The sequence below is a fragment of the Streptomyces colonosanans genome (assembly GCF_001866645.1).
In the GTDB taxonomy this organism is placed as follows: domain Bacteria; phylum Actinomycetota; class Actinomycetes; order Streptomycetales; family Streptomycetaceae; genus Streptomyces; species Streptomyces colonosanans.
The window spans coordinates 1-17,579 of sequence record NZ_MLYP01000063.1 but is presented as its reverse complement, the minus strand read 5'-3'; the positions used below and the strand labels follow the sequence as shown (position 1 = coordinate 17,579).

General features: G+C 71.8%; 14 protein-coding genes. 1 reads left to right on the top strand and 13 read right to left on the bottom strand.

Going from position 1 to position 17,579, the window contains the following annotated elements:
- Positions 1 to 169 precede the first annotated feature (169 nt).
- From kynU to BIV24_RS24215, 10 genes are all read right to left on the bottom strand, one after another.
- Entirely contained in the window at positions 170 to 1,363 is a 1,194-nt protein-coding gene (gene kynU, locus BIV24_RS24260; RefSeq protein WP_071368552.1) for a kynureninase, read from the bottom strand.
- Complete coding sequence (locus BIV24_RS24255) at positions 1,356 to 2,204, bottom strand: tryptophan 2,3-dioxygenase family protein (RefSeq protein WP_071368551.1); 849 nt, start codon at positions 2,202 to 2,204, stop codon at positions 1,356 to 1,358. Before BIV24_RS24255 ends, kynU begins: the two co-directional genes overlap by 8 nt.
- 147 nt (positions 2,205 to 2,351) lie before the next feature.
- Complete coding sequence (locus tag BIV24_RS24250; protein ID WP_071368550.1) at positions 2,352 to 2,765, bottom strand: DUF3151 domain-containing protein; 414 nt, start codon at positions 2,763 to 2,765, stop codon at positions 2,352 to 2,354.
- 50 nt (positions 2,766 to 2,815) lie between these two features.
- Positions 2,816 to 4,318, bottom strand: a complete 1,503-nt coding sequence (locus tag BIV24_RS24245) for an MFS transporter (RefSeq protein ID WP_071368549.1) — start codon at positions 4,316 to 4,318, stop codon at positions 2,816 to 2,818.
- Positions 4,319 to 4,423: 105 nt separating this feature from the next.
- Positions 4,424 to 5,455: a class II fructose-bisphosphate aldolase gene (gene fbaA / locus BIV24_RS24240; RefSeq protein WP_071368548.1), complete on the bottom strand. Its 1,032-nt coding sequence runs from the start codon at positions 5,453 to 5,455 to the stop codon at positions 4,424 to 4,426.
- Between the two features lie 157 nt (positions 5,456 to 5,612).
- Positions 5,613 to 6,161 carry an orotate phosphoribosyltransferase gene (gene pyrE / locus BIV24_RS24235; protein ID WP_071368547.1) on the bottom strand — a complete coding sequence of 183 codons (549 nt, stop codon included), beginning with the start codon at positions 6,159 to 6,161 and terminating at the stop codon, positions 5,613 to 5,615.
- 46 nt (positions 6,162 to 6,207) lie between these two features.
- The gene (locus tag BIV24_RS24230) at positions 6,208 to 6,996 is read right to left on the bottom strand and encodes an aldose epimerase family protein (protein WP_071368546.1); all 789 of its coding nucleotides are present in this window, start codon (positions 6,994 to 6,996) and stop codon (positions 6,208 to 6,210) included.
- A 64-nt stretch (positions 6,997 to 7,060) separates the two neighbouring features.
- Positions 7,061 to 7,939: an SRPBCC family protein gene (locus BIV24_RS24225; RefSeq protein WP_079168492.1), complete on the bottom strand. Its 879-nt coding sequence runs from the start codon at positions 7,937 to 7,939 to the stop codon at positions 7,061 to 7,063.
- Between the two features lie 150 nt (positions 7,940 to 8,089).
- On the bottom strand, positions 8,090 to 9,730 hold the full coding sequence (locus BIV24_RS24220; protein ID WP_071368573.1) for a polyamine aminopropyltransferase: 1,641 nt from the start codon (positions 9,728 to 9,730) through the stop codon (positions 8,090 to 8,092).
- A 148-nt stretch (positions 9,731 to 9,878) separates the two neighbouring features.
- Positions 9,879 to 10,436 carry a DUF2617 family protein gene (locus tag BIV24_RS24215; protein ID WP_071368544.1) on the bottom strand — a complete coding sequence of 186 codons (558 nt, stop codon included), beginning with the start codon at positions 10,434 to 10,436 and terminating at the stop codon, positions 9,879 to 9,881.
- 1,073 nt (positions 10,437 to 11,509) lie between these two features.
- Between BIV24_RS24215 and BIV24_RS24210 the strand changes: the two genes are divergently transcribed.
- Positions 11,510 to 12,709, top strand: coding sequence for a pyridoxal phosphate-dependent aminotransferase (locus BIV24_RS24210; RefSeq protein ID WP_071368543.1), 1,200 nt, complete (start codon positions 11,510 to 11,512; stop codon positions 12,707 to 12,709).
- A gap of 276 nt (positions 12,710 to 12,985) precedes the next feature.
- On the opposite strand, the gene BIV24_RS24205 is transcribed toward BIV24_RS24210, so the two are convergent.
- From BIV24_RS24205 to BIV24_RS24195, 3 genes are all read right to left on the bottom strand, one after another.
- Positions 12,986 to 13,516: a YbjN domain-containing protein gene (locus BIV24_RS24205; RefSeq protein WP_071368542.1), complete on the bottom strand. Its 531-nt coding sequence runs from the start codon at positions 13,514 to 13,516 to the stop codon at positions 12,986 to 12,988.
- A gap of 259 nt (positions 13,517 to 13,775) precedes the next feature.
- Entirely contained in the window at positions 13,776 to 16,409 is a 2,634-nt protein-coding gene (clpB, locus tag BIV24_RS24200; protein ID WP_071368541.1) for an ATP-dependent chaperone ClpB, read from the bottom strand.
- A 576-nt stretch (positions 16,410 to 16,985) separates the two neighbouring features.
- The gene (locus BIV24_RS24195; RefSeq protein WP_071368572.1) at positions 16,986 to 17,282 is read right to left on the bottom strand and encodes a Rieske (2Fe-2S) protein; all 297 of its coding nucleotides are present in this window, start codon (positions 17,280 to 17,282) and stop codon (positions 16,986 to 16,988) included.
- Positions 17,283 to 17,579 lie beyond the last annotated feature (297 nt).

Genomic DNA, 17,579 nt, shown 5'->3' with positions numbered 1-17,579 from the left:
TCAGGCGGTTGACGTGCGCCCTCACGGGGTTGTCACGCACGGTGAAGGTCCGGCGGTCCTGCGGTGGCGGGCGGCCTTCTGGAAGCCGGTGGCGGGCACGGTGTCGTCGCCGTGCCCGCCCCTGCCCGGGAATCCCCGGTGCGTCACCGCACCCTCGTGGAGCGGCCCCTCAGTCCAGGATCCCCGCGAGGATCCGGGCCGCCCGCTCCACGTCCGCGAAGCCCACGTACAGCGGTGTGAAGCCGAACCGCAGCACATCCGGCGGCCGGAAGTCGCCGACCACGCCGTTCTCGATCAGCCGCTTCATCACATCGCCCGCGTCCGGGCAGCGCACTGCCACCTGGCTGCCCCGCTCCGCGTGCGCGGCAGGCGTCAGCGACTCGACCGCACCCTCGGGGACGTACGCCGCCACGCACTCCAGGAAGAAGTCCGTGAGCGCGAGGGACTTGGCGCGCACGGCGTCGATCGGGACGCCGTCCCAGACCTCCAGCGCCGCCTCCAGGGCGAGCATGGACAGGATGTCCGGGGTACCGACCCGGCCGCGCGGCGCGCCCGCCGCCGGTGCGTAGTCCGGGCGCATACCGAAGGGTTCCGCGTGCGAGTTCCAGCCCGGCAGCGGGGAGTCGAAGCGGTCCTGCAGTTCCCGGCGCACATACAGGTACGCCGGTGAGCCCGGCCCCCCGTTCAGGTACTTGTAGGTGCAGCCGACCGCCAGATCGACCCCGTGCTCGTCCAGGCCCACCGGCAGCGCGCCCGCGCTGTGGCACAGGTCCCAGACGGCGTACGCGCCCGCCTCGTGCACGGCGGCCGTCAGGGACGGCAGGTCGTGCAGCCGGCCCGTGCGGTAGTCGACGTGGTTCAGCAGCACCGCCGCCGTCCGGCCGGTCAGCGCTTCGGGCACCTGCGCCGGGGTCACCGGGCGCAGGGTGCATCCCGTCATCCGGGCCGCGGAGCCGGCGATGTACCCGTCCGTCGGGAACGTCGTCGCGTCGATCAGGATCTCGTCCCGGCCGTCCCCGTCACCGGCGGCCATGCGCACGGCCGCCACCAGCGCCTTGAAGACGTTGACGCTGGTCGAGTCGCCGACCACGATCTGCCCGGGTGCCGCCCCGACCAGTGGGGCGATCCGGTCGCCGATCCGCTCCGGCGCCGTCCACCAGCCGCTCTCCTCCCAGGAGCGGATCCGCAGCGCTCCCCACTGCCTGCGCACGACGTCCTCCATGCGGCCCGGCACGGCTGCGGGCAGCGCGCCCAGCGAGTTACCGTCCAGGTAGACCGCCTCGTCGAGCACGAACTTCGCCCGCAGTCCGGCCAGTTCGTCGGCAGCGTCCAACTGCCGTGCCTTCGTCATCAGTTCAGACATAGGACCGCGCCGTCCACAGCTCGGGGAACACGTTCTTCTGCGCCCTCTTCTCCAGCCAGGCCACCCCGGCGGAGCCGCCCGTGCCCGGCTTGGCGCCCATCGCACGCCGGGTGGCCGTCAGATGGTCGTTGCGCCAGCGCCACACCAGCTCGGCGACATCGGTCAACGCCTCGCCGAGCCGCGCGAGTTCGTCCGCCTGATCGCCGCGGTAGAGGTCGGCCCACACCGCCTCGACCTGCTCCGACGGCTCGTAGCGCCGCGAGACGTCGCGCGTGAGCACGGCGTCCGGGATCGCGTGGCCGCGGCGCGCGAGCAGCCGCAGCACCTCGTCGTACAGGCACGGCTCGTGCAGCGCCTTCTCCAGCTCGGCGTGGACGCGCGGTGCGCCCCGGTGCGGGACGAGCATGGACACCGACTTCTCGCCCAGCAGGAACTCCATGCGGCGGTACATCGCCGACTGGAAGCCGGATCCCTCGCCGAGGGCGGAGCGGTAGGAGTTGAACTGGGCGGGCGTCAGCTGCGCCAGGGGCCGCCAGGACGCGTTCAGCGCCTCCAGCTCCCGTACGGATCTCTTCAGCGCGTCGATCGCCGCCGGTACCCGGTCCTCGCGCAGGGCGCAGGCGGCGGTCTCCCACTCATGGACGATGACGGTGAACCACAGCTCCATCACCTGGGTGGTGACCAGGAAGACCATCTCCCCCGGATCGTCGGAGAGGGTGTGCTGGAGGTGGGTGAGCACGTCCGCCTTGACGTAGTCCTCGTACGGCGTCGTGCCCTGGAAGTCGAGATGCGGGGTCTCGGGCTCCTGAGTCTCGTGGGACTGATGAGCCTGGTGGGACATCGCTGTCTCCTGTGGTGTGCTCCGGGTAGCGGTCCGCCCCTGCCGATGCCGGCACGGGGGCCCCGGTCCCCACCCGCATCCTGCGCAAGACGTCCGGGCACCGCAAGGCCCGCCCGGCCGGGGGCGGGCCTGGAGCACTCTTGGGGACTAACCGAGCGTCTGGGCGGCCGTCGGCGAGGAGTCCTTGAGGAACTGCGTGCAGCGCTCGTACTCCTCCTGCTCGCCGATCCCCTGCGCGGCGCGGGCGAGGGCGTGCAGGGCGCGCAGGAAGCCGCGGTTGGGCTCGTGCTCCCAGGGGACGGGCCCGTGGCCCTTCCAGCCGCTGCGCCGCAGTGCGTCCAGGCCGCGGTGGTAGCCCGTACGGGCGTACGCGTACGACTCGACGACCGCGCCGCGCTCGAAGGCCTCGTCGGCCAGCTGGGCCCAGGCGAGCAAGGAGGCGGGGTAGCGGCCGGCGACGTCGGTGGGCGCCGCACCGGTCGCGAGAAGCTCGCGCGGCTCCGGGTCGTCGGGGAGGTGGGTCGGGGGCGGGCCCCCGAGGAGGTTCTCGTGGAGAGTCATGGTTCCAGTGTGAAGCACCGCCCCAGGGCCGAGACCGACGATGCGGCATCTCACTCGGCCTGCCCCGCGTCGGGCGTCCCCGGTCCCCGGCGCGGCTCCAGCGGCGGAGCCGTCACACAGCCGTGGGTGCGGCATTCGGGACGGCGGCCGTCCGGGACCGGACGGCGTACGGTCGCGAAGGCGAGCACCGCCCCGGCCACCAGGACACCCGCGCCCATCGGCATCGCACGCCGGAACGCGGCGTCGAAGGCGTCCGCCGAGCGGTACGCCTCCGGTCCCATCCCGGCGAGCAGCGGCAGCGCGGCCACCGCGACCAGGCCGGCCGCGCGGGCCGCCGCGTTGTTGATGCCGCTGGCCAGGCCGGCCTGAGCGGTGTCCACGGAGGCGAGCACGGTGGCGGTCAGGGGCGCGACCAGGGTGACCATGCCCGCGCCCATGACCAGCAGGGCGGGAAGGACGTCGACGGCGTACGAGGCGCCCTTGCCGACGCGCAGCATCAGCAGCAGTCCCGCCGCGCACAGCAGGGGGCCGACGGTGAGCGGGATGCGCGGGCCGATGCGCTCGGCGAGGGCGCCCGAGCGGGCCGAGAACAGGAGCATGAGGGCGGTTGTGGGCAGCAGTGCCGTACCGGCTTTGAGCGCGGAGTAGCCCGCCACCACCTGGAGCTGGAGCGCGGTGAGGAAGAAGAAGCCGCCGAACGCCGCGTAGACGCAGAGGGTCACCAGGTTGACCGCGGTGAACTGGCGGGACGCGAAGACGGCCGGCGGCATCATCGGGTTGCTGCGGTGCTTCTCGACGTACACGAAGGCGACGCCCGCGGCCACGCCCGCGACCGCCGTGACGACCACGGCCGGGGAGCCGCCACGGGCCTCGATGAGCGCGTAGGTCACCAGGGCGAGGGACAGGGCGCCCAGGGCGGCGCCGAGGACGTCGAACCGGCCGCGCGCGCGGCCGCCCGCGGACTCGGGGACGTGCCGCAGCGCGATGGGGGCGCACACCAGCGCCAGCGGGACGTTGAGCAGGAACACCCAGCGCCAGCCGGGGCCGTCCACCAGCCAGCCGCCGAGGAACGGGCCGACGGCCGCGCCGATGCCGCCGAAGCCGGACCAGAGGCCGACCGCCCGTGCGCGGTCGTCGGGGTGGAACGACGCCTGGATGAGCGCGAGCGAGCCGGGGGTGAGCAGGGCGCCGCCGATGCCCTGCAGGGCGCGGGCGGCGATGAGGACGCCGGTACTGGGGGCGAAGCCGCACAGGAGCGAGGCGGTCGCGAACCAGACGACTCCGAGGACGAAGATCCTGCGGCGGCCGAAGTGGTCGCCGAGAACACCGCCGAGCAGGAGCAGCCCGGCGAGCGTGACCAGGTAGGCGTTGACGGTCCACTGCAGGGCGGCGAGGCTCGCGTCGAGGTCGCGGCCGATGTGGGGCAGGGCGACGTTGACGACGGTGGAGTCCACCAGAACCATGCTGGAGCCGAGCACGGTCGTCAGCAGGATCCACTTCCCCTGGGGAGAGCCGAACCTGACGGCGGGGGCCGGCCGCGCGACGACAGCCATGGTGCGATCATCCCGCGCCGGCCGTCTTCGGGCCAGGTGTGCGACGAGCCCGGCGCAACGGTGGCGCCGGGCTCGTCGGGACGTCTACCGGAGGGGGAACGCCGGTTACTTGATCCTCATGCCCGTCGAGCGGAGGTTGCCGCAGGCCTCGACGACACGCTTCGCCATCGACGCCTCGGCCAGCTTGCCCCAGGTGCGCGGGTCGTACGTCTTCTTGGAGCCGACCTCGCCGTCGACCTTCAGGACACCGTCGTAGTTCTTGAGCATGTGGTCGGCGACCGGACGCGTGAAGGCGTACTGGGTGTCGGTGTCGATGTTCATCTTGACCACGCCGTTCTCCAGCGCCGTCAGGATCTCCTGCTCGCTGGAGCCGGAGCCGCCGTGGAAGACGAAGTCGAACGGCTTGCTGCCGGCCGGCTTGCCGTACTTGGCGGCGACGCCCTCGTTGAGCTCCTTCAGCAGCTCGGGGCGCAGGACCACGTTGCCCGGCTTGTACACGCCGTGCACGTTGCCGAACGAGGCGGCCAGCAGGTAGCGGCCCTTGTCGCCCAGGCCCAGCGCCTCGGCCGTGCGGACCGCGTCGTCGACCGTGGTGTAGAGGGAGTCGTTGATCTCGTGGGAGACGCCGTCCTCCTCGCCGCCGGTCGGGGTGATCTCGACCTCCAGGATGATCTTCGCGGCGCGGGCGCTCTCCAGCAGCTCCTGGGCGATGTTCAGGTTGTCGGAGAGTGTCTCCGCCGAGCCGTCCCACATGTGGGACTGGAACAGCGGGTTCTCGCCGCGGGCCACGCGCTCCTTGGAGATCGCGAGCAGCGGGCGTACGTACCCGTCGAGCTTGTCCTTCGGGCAGTGGTCCGTGTGCAGGGCGATGTTGACCGAGTACTTCTCGGCGACGATGTGCGCGAACTCGGCCAGGGCCACGGCGCCGGTGACCATGTCCTTGCTGTACTGACCGCCCAGGAACTCGGCGCCACCCGTGGAGATCTGGACGATGCCGTCGCTTTCGGCCTCCGCGAAGCCGCGCAGGGCGGCGTGCAGGGTCTGGGACGAGGTCACGTTGATGGCCGGGTAGGCGAACTTGCCTGCCTTCGCCCGGTCGAGCATCTCGTTGTAGATCTCGGGGGTTGCGATGGGCATGGTCCGCTCCTTGTATGTGCGGGTTCGTACTGCTCTGCTTACGGCCCTGACCTAGGGTGCGACGTCATCGTCATCCCCATCTTTCCAGACCTGGCCGAATGCTCCGCTCGCCGCGTCCGGCCTGTGGACAACCCCCGTCATCCCCTCGGATCAGCGCTCAGTCCAGGCCCAGGTCGTCCTTCGAATAGGCGTACACGTACGGCACCCCGGCCTTCTCGGCGATGGCCTCGGCCGCCCCCGTGGCGCGGTCGACGATCGTGGCCACCGCGACGACCTCGGCGCCGGCCTCCCGCAGCGCCTCGACGGCGGTCAGCACCGAGCCGCCGGTGGTGGAGGTGTCCTCGACGGCCAGCACCCGGCGGCCCTTGACCTCGGCGCCCTCGATACGGCGCTGCAGGCCGTGAGCCTTGCCGGCCTTGCGGACGACGAAGGCGTCGAGCACCTTCCCGCGGGCCGCGGAGGCGTGCAGCATCGCGGTGGCCACCGGGTCGGCGCCCAGGGTCAGGCCGCCCACCGCCTCGTAGTCGAGGTCGGCGGTCAGGTCGAGCATGACCTGACCGACCAAGGGGGCGGCCACACCGTCGAGGGTGATGCGCCGAAGGTCGATGTAGTAGTCGGCTTCCTTGCCCGACGACAGGGTCACCTTGCCGTGCACCACGGCCTTGTCCTTGATCTGCTGCAGCAGCGCGCCACGTACGTCACTCATACGAGTCAGCTTACGGGCGCCGCCGGGCCCCGTGGTTCCCCGCACCTCACAGGCGGCGCCAGGTCCAGGTGGTCGTGGCCTCCAGCGGGTCGATGGGCGTGACCAGGTACGGAAGGGTGTTGAGGCCGTTCGGCGGGCCGGTCTGCGGCTCCACGCACACCGCCTCCGGCTGCTCGTCGTACACCACCACCCACTCCGTGCGGCTGGTGACCTTCAGCTCCAGTTGCCCGGGCCAGGTGAGGGTGACGTCGACGCCGCCGGGCATGCCGAAGCAGTCGTCCCAGGGGCCGGGCTTCGCAGCGATGCGGTTACCGGTGGGCAGGTGGTCCTCGCCGCGCTCCTCCTGCCAGGCCGGGTCGAAGTCGACGCGTACGTCCTGGCCGCCGAGGCTGCGGTTGAACCAGGGGTGCCAGCCGATCTGGGCCGGGAACGAGGATTCGTAGGTCTCCACGGACATGGTGAGCGTGAGGGAGTCCTCGGAGAGGGCGGCGAGTTGGGTGACGCGGCCGGTGTGGGGCCAGGGGGCGACCAGGTCGTAGGTGAGGGCGGCATCGGTCCGGTCGGCGCGGGCCACCCGCCAGGCGCCGTCCCGGGCGGTGCCGTGGATGGCGTGCGGCGGGGAGTTGAGGGGCATCTGGCGGACCGTGCCGCCGTCGCGGAACCGGCCGTCCCGGATGCGCCCGCACCAGGGGACCATCGGGAAGCATCCGAACCGCTCGCCCTGCCGCAGCAGCTCCGCTCCGCCGACGCTCAGACTGCTCACGCGCCCGCCGTTGCCCGGCGCCAGCACGACTTCCGCGTCTCCCGCGGACAACGTGATCTCGTCGTTACTCACAAGGCCGACCCTACTTGGGCAACCGGAAGGGCATGCGGCGGCGCGGTACGCCGTGTGGTGCGGGTCAGCGGCGACGGCGCAGCAGTCGGCCCGCCACGATCGCCGACGCCACGATGAGGGCCGCCGCCGGGGCCGCCCAGCGGAGGGTCACGGCGGCCGTGACGGTCTCCGGGGCGGGGACGGGGGCGTAGCGGCCGCGCGGGGGCGCGTGGTCGACCTCCTCGGCGCTGCGGCCGATCATCGTGCGCCGGGCGTGCGCCGCCTCGGCCGGGGGTTCGCCCTCGTCACCGAAACCGTCGGGCGTGCGGCCGGCCTCGGGCTCGTCCTGGTCGTCCCCGTCGGCGAAGGGGTCGAGGGAGGACCGGGGGACCTCTGTGTCGAAGACCGAGGGGGCCGGCGGTTCTGCCGGCGACGCGCCGGGTTCCGGTCGCGCCTGCTGCGGCGACTCCCCGGGTCCTCGGGGCGCGTCTGCCTCGGACTCGTCCCGCGTCTCGGCAGCCCTCCCGGGTGCTTCCTCAGCCGTCGCCTGCTCCCCCAGGTTCCCGGCGAACCGCCCGAGCAGCCGCGTCCCCGCCGAGGCCACCGCGTCGCCGGGCAGGTCTGCGATCCGCCCGTCGCCCGTCGCCGTTCCCGTGAAGGCGACCGTCGTCCCGTCCGGGGCCGGGTGCAGGCGCAGGGACAGGGTCACCTTCACCGTGCCCGTACCGCGTGCCTCCGTGCCCTCGCCCCCCACCGCGTACGAGCCGTTGTCCGGGCCCGTGATCCGCAGGGTGCCCCGATAGGTGATCGTGTGGCCCCCGACGCGTACCTTCAGGCGGCCGGCGCCGGGCTCCGCGCCCGCGTCCTGCTGGAACCCGGGGATCGCGCGGGCCACCCGGGCGGGATCGGCCAGCGCCTCGCTGAGCCGCTCGACAGGAACCGGAACGAACACCACATGCTCCATGTCAGCCGAGCCTACCCAGCACGGCCCGGCCCGCACCCCGCACATCACGGGATTCGCACCGCCGCCCCCGCCTCCGCCCACAGGGACGCCCGGACCCCGGGCACCAGACCCGGGGCCCCGGACCCGACACACACACCGCACTCACGGTCCTCAGCCCCCGTTCCGCGGATGCACCAGCGTCGACACCGGCAGCCCTCGTATCCGGGTCCGCTCCACCGCCCGGGCGTCCTCCCGTAACGCTGCCCGGGTCAGCGTGCGCGGTCGTGGCCCGCCCGGATCCAGGGTCAGGGCCGGCCGGGTCCGGGCGGCCAGGACGAAACCCCAGTCGCATGAAGCCCGGGACGCGGCATCCCTGCGGCCGGGGTCCGGGGTACGCCCGTCGACGCGGTACGGGACCGTGTGCAGACCCGCCGCCCGGATCGTCGTCTCGACCGTCCAGTAGACGCGCGGACGTGAGGCCACCGGGCCCGCGTGCACCATCAGCCGGCCGCCCGCCGTGAGGACCCGCCGGGCCAGGCCGTAGAACTCCTGCGTGTACAGCTTGGTGCTCGAGGTGGTGCCGGGCTCCGGAAGGTCCGCGATCACCACGTCGTACGTCCGCCGCGTCTGTCTGAGCCAGCCGAACGCGTCCGCCGTCCGCACCTGGACGCGGGGGTCCGCGAAGGCATGGCCGTTGAGTGCGGACAGGGCCCGGTCGTTCCGGGCCAGCCGGACCACCGCCGGGTCCGTTTCGATCACGTCGATCCGCCGCACCCCTGGATACCGCAGCGCCTCGCGGGCCGCGAGGCCGTCGCCGCCGCCGAGGACGAGCACGCGCGCGTGCGGGCCGCCGCTCAGCGCGGGGAGCACGAGCGCCTCGTGGTAGAGGCGCTCGTCGCGGCTGCTCGCCCGCAGCCGGCCGTCGAGGTAGAGGCCGAGGGGCCGGCCTTCGGTGCCACCGGTGAGGACCACGTCCTGGACTCCGGTGTGCAGCGCGACCCGTACATGCCCGCCGTACAGCGCCTGGCGGGCCGCCCGCTCGAAGTCGTCCACCAGGGCGGCCGCCGTGGCGAGCACGGCCAGCACGACGAGATTGGCGACCAGCAGCAGCCGCCGGCCGCGGCGGGAGAGGTCCCGCCGGAACAGGCCGAGGGCGAGGGCGCCGCCCGCGACCGCGTTGACCGCGCCGGTAAGCAGGGCGCCCGTCAACTGGCCGAACTGCGGGAGCAGAAGAAAGGGGAAGGCAAGGCCGCCGACCAGCGCGCCCACGTAGTCCGCCGCGAACAGGTCCGCGACCGCACCGCCCGCGTCCTGGCGGCGGATGCGCTGGATCAGCTCCATCAGCAGCGGCACCTCTGCGCCGATGAGCAGCCCGATGGCGAGCGAGGAGGCGACCAGCAGGCAGCGCGGGCCGCCCGACCAGATGCCGCCCCAGTCACCGGTCCAGGCGAAGACCGCGTACAGGGCCATCGCGCTGCAGCCGCCGACGAGCGCGAGCGCCGCCTCGACCGCGCCGAAGCCGGCCGCGGCGCGACAGCAAAGCCGCTTGGCGGCGAGGGAGCCGATCCCCATCGCGAAGACCATCACCGAAAGCACGATGGAGGCCTGGGTGACCGAGTCGCCCATCAAGTACGAGGCCAGCGCGACGAGTTCGAGTTCGTACACAAGTCCGCAGGCCGCGCAGACGAACACGCCGGCGAGGACGAGGAACCGTCCGGTACCGGGGCGTACGGGCAGCCGCGCCTGGCTCTGGCCGTGCTCCTCCCAGGGGGCTGGGGCGCCGGGGGGTGCGGGCGCGTGCGGTTCGATCACGGTCGGCACGCTCTGTCGGACGCGCGCGGCGCTTTGTCACCCACGCGCGTGGAATGCCGGGTTGTGCGGCGCCCGGGGGTGGTGCGAGCGCCCCGCGGGGTGCCGCCCCCGGCGGGTTCGTGGAGGGCCGGGACGGCCGGGTTCGCCTTCAAGCGCCCGACGGGCCCGGGTGCGAAGCGGCGCGGCCCGACCCTTCCGTCGGCATCTTCAGGCCCACCCGTGTCCGCGTCGCCACCAACTGGCCGTCCTGCGGGTATGCGTGCCATGTGCGCCAGTGGACCTGGCCCTCGCGGCGCTGGGCCAGCATCGCCGTGAACGCGTGCGGGCTTCCGGGGAAGACACCGGCCAGCCCGTTGGGGTGGTCGGAGACCAGGGCCAGCAGCTCCTGGGCGCGGTCCGCAAAGGAGCCGGGGGACAGATCTTCGACCCGGGCCGCGAACTCGTACTCCCAGTCGCCGATCTGCTCGGCGGCGCCCGGCGGCAGTGGGGCGCTGGAGCCGGGAAGGCATGCCACCGTCTCCGAGCAGGTGCCCCGCGCCTCCTCCAGGAGTACCTGGTGGGAAGCGCCGAGGAGTCTCAACTGAAGGCGTGCTCCGGCGAGTTCGAGGTCAAGCGTGGCGAGCGCGGGCAGCGGCTCGCGGCCCAGGGTCCAGGCGAGGTCGGCCGCGCGCGTATCGGTATAGGAGGTGTTCAGGGTCGTGAGCATGGATCGGCTCCGCTAGCGCACACAGGGGGAGGGGGTTCGGCGCACCCCGGCCGGTCACCGGGGGTCGGCCGACTCGGCCGGCCAGGCAGGACGTCCGGGTGGGCCCGGTCCGGAAGGATGCAGCGGCGCTGGTGGCCGCGGGGTGACCGGGGGCTGCGTTGGTGAGTGAGAGGGAATCACGAACTGCGGTGCCGCCACAGCGTTTTTACCCAAGTTCGTAGGGTTTCCATCCCACCGAGGGCTCTACAGCGCAATTGTTCAACTGCGGTGTGCGCTAGGCGCATTGAGCATGGGCGTCGCACGCCCCTCGCCGGCGGTATTTCGGGCGCACGACCGGCGCACAGCGCCGTCGGCGAGCGCCCTGGCGCTCCGCCGAACGAAGGACTCGTCGGGCCGATGACCGGCGTACCGAGGTCGGCTCATACGCCGAGTGCCCGCCGGAATCTCTCTCCGGCGGGCACTCGGTGTCAGACGTCGGGCATCACCCGGGGCTCGTGTCCCCGTGGAGCACGGGCTCCTCGTGTCAGCTGCCTCCGCCGCAGGACGACCCTCCACCACAGGACGACCCGCCACCGCACGAGTGCCCCCCACCGCACGAGTGGCCTCCGCCGCAGGAGTGGTGGCCACCCGAGTGCCCGCCCGGGTGATGCCCGCCCGATGACGAATCGCCCGATGACGAATCGCCCGATGACGAACCGCTGTCGGACCCGGCCCACCAGCTGGCGCCACCGCCACCACTACTGCCGCCGCGCACGCTGCTCCCGCCCCGCGCGGGCCGTCGCGCCGACGTCCTGAGGCCGACCTGCCGCCTCGCCGCCTTCTTGGACCTGCGGACCGCGGCCACCAGGAGCACCACCACCACGATGCCGACGATCGTCAGACCGATACCGATGATCACGACGTCGTCCCCCCTTTCCATTCCCCCGAAGCGGCCCACCGGGCCGCTCTCCAGTCCTTGGCTGTTCTTGCCTGTCGCTGGCTCTTGCCGTTCCCGCTGTTCTCGCGTGCACGGGGAATGCCCCGTGTCCCCACCGCCAAAGCAGAGTTGAGGAAGTCCAGAGCTTGGGCGCAGGATGGCGGTCATGACCTCCAGCGCGCGCCCCCTCCTCAACCGCCGGCTCGCCGAGTTCGGGACGACGATCTTCGCCGAGATGTCGGCCCTCGCCCTGAGCACCAAGTCCATCAACCTCGGGCAGGGATTCCCCGACACCGACGGCCCGGAAGAGATCCGCGAGGCCGCCGTCCGGGCGCTCCGCGACGGACTCGGCAACCAGTACCCGCCGGGCCCCGGCGTCCCCGAGCTGCGCACGGCCGTCGCCGCGCACCAGCAGCGGCGGTACGGGCTCCGCCACGACCCCGACACCGAGGTGCTGGTCACCGCGGGCGCGACCGAGGCGATCGCCGCGACCCTGCTGGCTCTCGTCGAACCCGGCGACGAGGTGATCGCCCTGGAGCCGTACTACGACTCGTACGCCGCCTGCATCGCGATGGCCGGCGGCCGGCGTGTGCCGGTCACCCTGCGGCCGCAGCACGGGGAGAACGCCGGCTTCCGGCTGGACCTCGACGAGCTGCGGGACGCCGTCACCGACCGCACCCGGCTGCTGCTGATCAACACCCCGCACAACCCGACCGGAACCGTGCTCACCCCGGATGAGCTGCGCGCGATCGCCGACCTCGCCGTCGAGCGCGATCTGCTCGTCGTCACCGACGAGGTGTACGAGCACCTGGTCTTCGACGACGCCGAGCACCTGCCGCTGGCGACCTTCCCCGGGATGCGCGAGCGGACGGTCACCATCGGCTCGGCCGGGAAGACGTTCTCGTTCACGGGATGGAAGGTCGGCTGGGTGACGGCCGCGCCCGAGCTCGTCGCCGCGGTGCGCTCGGCCAAGCAGTTCCTGACCTACGTGTCGTCCGGGCCGTTCCAGTACGCCGTCGCCGAGGCGCTCGCGCTTCCGGACACCTACTTCGAGGCGCTGCGGGCGGATCTGCGCGCCAAGCGGGACCTGCTGGCGTCGGGGCTCGCCGAGGCCGGTTTCGAGGTGTTCCGGCCCGCGGGCACGTATTTCATCACCACCGACATCCGTCCCCTCGGCGAGAGTGACGGCTTCGCCTTCTGCCGTGCCCTGCCGGAGCGCGCGGGCGTCGTCGCCATCCCGAACGCGGTCTTCTACGACCACCGCGAGACGGGCGCCCCCTTCGTCCGCTTCGCCTTCTGCAAGCGCACCGAGGTCCTGGAGGAGGCCGTCCGGCGGCTCAAGGCGTCCGCGGGCTGACGAAGGCGAACCGCGGCCGCACACGAGGTGTGGCGCAGGCGAGGGCGCGACGCCACCCACAGGCTGTGGACAAACGTCACGCTCGCTGCGCTCGGCTGGGCCGGCTATGTGTGAGAGCCCGGCAGCGGCACGCCGCCGTGGTGGCGTGCTCCCTGACCGGGCTCTCATTGATCTATGGGGCGTATCTGGTGGTCCTGGTCCGTCCGCCCCTCTGGTGTCCCGGCAGGCAACGGTCGCCCGTTCGGCGAACGCCGCCCGCCGGGGCACCGGCCGGCGTTACTCTCCGTCGGCCTCGGGCTTGTCCGTGTCGTCGACATCCTCCGCGAGGCCGAGCTGCTCGACGAGCCACCGGTCGAACTCGATGGCGGCCCGCACCCAGCTGACGGTCGACGAGACGAAGTGCTCCAGGCTGACGCCGGTGCCGACCAGCATCTGCGCCTCGCCGATGAGGCGGACGGTGCCGTCGTCGTGCGTGTGGCTGTAGACCTTGGGCCACAGGGTGCGCCGGTTCCAGTCGTCGATGGACTCCAGCAGCTGCGGTTTCTCGTCGATCTTGTGCGGCCGGTCGTAGAACGTCCGCACCGAGAAGACCTGCTGCTCGCCCTCGCCGCGGAACATGAAGTACGTACGGAACTCCTCCCACGGCGCGACGAGGTCACCCTCTTCGTCGACGAGGTGCTTGAGCTCCATCTGGTCCAGGAGCTGCTTCACGAGGTCCTGATCCGGAACCACGGGGCCCGCCGGTCCTTGCGGCTGCGGTTCGGGCTGACCCCCGAAATTCGGAATCGAGGACGGGTCGATGCTCACCGTGTTCTTCCCTTCGTACGGATTCCGCCATCCTCCCTCATCCGGGGAGGGGGGTGGCAAGCCCTGACCGGTTCGTGTCAGCCCTCGGCTGACACGAACCGGTCACCTGGGCGGACGTGCTCCGGGTACCCCAGCGTCCGTACTCGGACCGTACTCGGGCCGGTGTCCGGTGCCCCGCTGCCGAAAACCGGCCGGAAAGCCCCGGCCCCTTCCCCGGTGACCGGGGAAGGGGCCGTACGGGAGCGGTGACCGGTGTTCCCTACAGCGTCTTGCCGGTCGCCCGGCCCACGATCAGACCGTCGCCATGGGCGTGCCCCCGGTCGAGCGAAGCCGAGACCGGGGGAGCGTCCACCCGGACCGTGTCGCCGTCCTTGATCTCCCCGCCCAGGATCTCCTTGGCGAGGCGGTCGCCGATGGCGGTCTGGACGAGACGGCGCAGCGGGCGGGCGCCGTATGCCGGGTCGTTGCCCTCGTCCGCGAGCCAGGCCAGGGCCTCGGGCGTGATCTCCAGGGTCAGTCGCCGCTCGGCCAGGCGCCGTGCGAGCCGGTCGATCTGGAGCCGGGCGATCCGCTGGAGTTCGTCCTTCTCCAGTGCCGAGAAGACCACCAGGTCGTCGAGCCGGTTGAGGAACTCCGGCTTGAAGGAAGCCCGTACGACCTCCAGCACCTGCTCCTTCTTCTCCGCGGCGCTGGTGACCGGATCGACCAGGAACTGGCTGCCCAGGTTCGAGGTGAGGATCAGGATGGTGTTGCGGAAGTCGACCGTCCGCCCCTGGCCGTCCGTCAGCCGGCCGTCGTCCAGCACCTGGAGCAGGATGTCGAAGACCTCCGGATGCGCCTTCTCGACCTCGTCGAGCAGAACCACGCTGTAGGGGCGCCGGCGCACCGCCTCGGTGAGCTGGCCGCCCTCCTCGTAGCCGACGTATCCGGGCGGGGCGCCGACCAGCCGGGCGACGCTGTGCTTCTCGCTGTACTCCGACATGTCGATGCGGACCATCGCCCGCTCGTCGTCGAAGAGGAAGTCGGCGAGCGCCTTGGCCAGTTCGGTCTTGCCGACACCGGTGGGGCCGAGGAAGAGGAACGAGCCGGTCGGGCGGTCCGGGTCGGCGATCCCGGCGCGGCTGCGGCGCACGGCGTCCGACACCGCGCGTACGGCCTCGGCCTGGCCGATGAGCCGCTTGCCGAGCTCCTCCTCCATGCGCAGCAGCTTCTGCGTCTCGCCCTCCAGGAGGCGTCCGGCGGGGATGCCGGTCCAGGAACCGACGACGTCCGCGATGTCGTCGGAGCCGACCTCGTCCTTGACCATCGTGTCCTCGGACGCCTCCTCCTCGGCCTGAGAGGCGGCCTCCAGCTCCTTCTCGACGGAGGGGATCTCGCCGTACAGCAGCTTGGACGCGGTGTCGAAGTCCCCGTCGCGCTGGGCACGCTCGGCCTGTCCGCGCAGGTCGTCGAGCCTCTCCTTCAGCTCACCGACGCGGTTGAGGGACTGCTTCTCCTTCTCCCAGCGGGCGGTCAGACCCCGCAGCTCCTCCTCCTTGTCGGCGAGGTCGCGGCGCAGCTTCTCCAGGCGCTCCTTGGAGGCCTGGTCGGTCTCCTTGCTGAGCGCCAGCTCCTCCATCTTCAGCCGGTCGACGGCGCGCTGGAGCTCGTCGATCTCGACCGGGGACGAGTCGATCTCCATCCGCAGTCGCGAGGCCGCCTCGTCGACCAGGTCGATGGCCTTGTCGGGGAGGAAGCGGGAGGTGATGTAACGGTCTGAGAGGGTGGCCGCGGCCACCAACGCGCTGTCCGCGATCTGGACCTTGTGGTGGGCCTCGTACCGGCCCTTGAGCCCGCGCAGGATCGCGATGGTGTCCTCGACGGTCGGCTCGGCGACCAGCACCTGCTGGAAGCGCCGCTCCAGGGCCGGGTCCTTCTCGATCCGCTCGCGGTACTCGTCGAGGGTCGTGGCACCGACCATGCGCAGCTCGCCGCGGGCCAGCATCGGCTTGAGCATGTTGCCGGCGTCCATGGCGGAGTCGCCTCCGGCGCCGGCGCCCACGACGGTGTGCAGCTCGTCGATGAAGGTGATGATCTGGCCGTCGGAGTCCTTGATCTCAGCCAGGACGGTCTTCAGGCGCTCCTCGAACTCACCGCGATACTTGGCGCCCGCGACCATGGCGCCCAGGTCGAGCGCGACCAGCCGCTTGTTCCTGAGGGACTCGGGCACGTCGCCCTTCACGATCCGCTGGGCGAGCCCCTCGACGACGGCGGTCTTGCCGACGCCGGGCTCACCGATGAGGACCGGGTTGTTCTTCGTACGGCGGGACAGCACCTGGACGACGCGGCGGATCTCGTGGTCCCGGCCGATGACCGGGTCGAGCTTGCCGTCGCGTGCGGCGGCGGTGAAGTCGGTACCGAACTTCTCGAGCGCCTTGTACTGGCCCTCGGGATCCGGGGTCGTCACCCGGCGTCCTCCCCTGTTCTTCTGAAATGCGTCCGACAGCTTCTTGGCGTCGGCCCCCTGCTGGGAGAGTACGTCGCCCGCGGCGCCGCCCTTCGCGGCGATGCCGATGAGCAGGTGCTCGGTGGAGAGGTAGTCGTCGCCGAGTTCCTTGGCGCGCTTGCTCGCTTCGGCGATCACGGCGAGCAGCTCGCGGTTGGGCTGGGGCGGCGCGACGGTCGAGCCGGTCACGCTCGGCAGACCGGCCAGCACGCGTTCGGTGCCGCCGCGCACGGAGGCCTGGTCAGCGTCCACGGCGGCCAGCAGGTCGATGATGTTCTCGTTGTCCTGCCCCTCGAGCAGCGCGAGGAGCAGGTGGGCGGGGGTGAGGTCCGGGTGGCCCTCGGACACGGCACGATTGCTTGCCGCGTTGATCGCTTCCCGGCTCCTGTTGGTCAGCTCGGCGTCCACGTTCGCGTTCTCCTCCTTGTCTCGGCCGCACTCAGCCGTCTACATCCACACTGTGACGAGAGCAACGTACACAAAGTTGAGTCTATTCCACTCAAGGCAGCGAACGGGAGGGAGGGCGGCCGGGTTCCCCACCCTGGCCACGTACTCCATGGACGCGGGCGTACCCGACGCCTCGCACCTCGGGATCCGGCAGGAAGCAGCACCTGCGCGCACGGCCTCCCATCCGGACGGCGGCCCGCGCGTCATCCTGGCCGGGCGCGGGTCGCGATCCGCCGGATGCGGTGACGGCGTCGGACGATGCCGGGGACGCACACGGGTCCGCGCAGCCCCGGGCCGGGGCACTGAGGCGGAACGACACCAGGCCGGGCACTGCAGGCGGGGGTCGGGGCGGGCCGGTCACGGACGGTGACCGAGCTCCTCGGCCGAGCACGGAGAGCGACTGATTCCAGCCACCATCACGTCCGGCGATATCCGGAGCTCTCCGGCAAAACGACAGCGGCGTCACCGTGTTCAGGTCACGGTGACGCCGCTGCGGGGGGAAGTACCTGAGCGATCTTTTGCGACGGGGGAATCGCGTCAGGCACTGCGGGGGGCAGCTGAAACGGTCCCCACTTCCGGACTGTCCGGTTGCGCCAGCCGGTGGTCGCGCTGGTCCAGGTTCACAAAGATCATTCCGTACCGTATGGCGCACCGTACGGGCTGCGGCGCCCCCCGAGGCCGCCGCTGAAGCCGGTACGCCCGCACGTCCTCGTCCTCGTCACGGGTGACCACGACGGGCTCCCCGAACACGGTCACCATCAACGAGTCACCGCTGTGGGGTACCGCGGTGGCCAGGTCGATGAAGTGCCAGCCGGAGCGATAGGCAGTGGCCATCTCGCGCCGGAACGAGCGGTCGTCGGGTGGAATGGTCACGTCAGCTCCAGGCTTCGTCTGCCGATGCCGTGGAGGCGTTCCCCGTCGGCCACTTGGTGTCCGCCGGAGAGACAGGCCACTTGGTGTCCGCCTGAACCGCCCACTTGCTGTCCGCCGGAGAAACAGGCCACTTGGTGTCCGCCGGAAGAACAGGCCACTTGGTGTCCACCGGAGAGACAGGCCACTTGGTGTCCGCCTGAACCGCCCACTTGCTGTCCGCCGGAGAAACAGGCCACTTGGTGTCCACCGGAAGAACAG

Coding starts and splice junctions, on each gene's coding strand:
- BIV24_RS24245 (WP_071368549.1), bottom strand. CDS start 4,318: ATGGCTGTCGTCGCGCGGCCGGCCCCCGCCGTCAGGTTCGGCTCTCCC.
- BIV24_RS24250 (WP_071368550.1), bottom strand. CDS start 2,765: ATGACTCTCCACGAGAACCTCCTCGGGGGCCCGCCCCCGACCCACCTC.
- BIV24_RS24215 (WP_071368544.1), bottom strand. CDS start 10,436: ATGCTCACGACCCTGAACACCTCCTATACCGATACGCGCGCGGCCGAC.
- fbaA (WP_071368548.1), bottom strand. CDS start 5,455: ATGCCCATCGCAACCCCCGAGATCTACAACGAGATGCTCGACCGGGCG.
- BIV24_RS24225 (WP_079168492.1), bottom strand. CDS start 7,939: ATGGAGCATGTGGTGTTCGTTCCGGTTCCTGTCGAGCGGCTCAGCGAG.
- pyrE (WP_071368547.1), bottom strand. CDS start 6,161: ATGAGTGACGTACGTGGCGCGCTGCTGCAGCAGATCAAGGACAAGGCC.
- BIV24_RS24255 (WP_071368551.1), bottom strand. CDS start 2,204: ATGTCCCACCAGGCTCATCAGTCCCACGAGACTCAGGAGCCCGAGACC.
- kynU (WP_071368552.1), bottom strand. CDS start 1,363: ATGTCTGAACTGATGACGAAGGCACGGCAGTTGGACGCTGCCGACGAA.
- BIV24_RS24210 (WP_071368543.1), top strand. CDS start 11,510: ATGGCGGTCATGACCTCCAGCGCGCGCCCCCTCCTCAACCGCCGGCTC.
- BIV24_RS24195 (WP_071368572.1), bottom strand. CDS start 17,282: ATGGCCACTGCCTATCGCTCCGGCTGGCACTTCATCGACCTGGCCACC.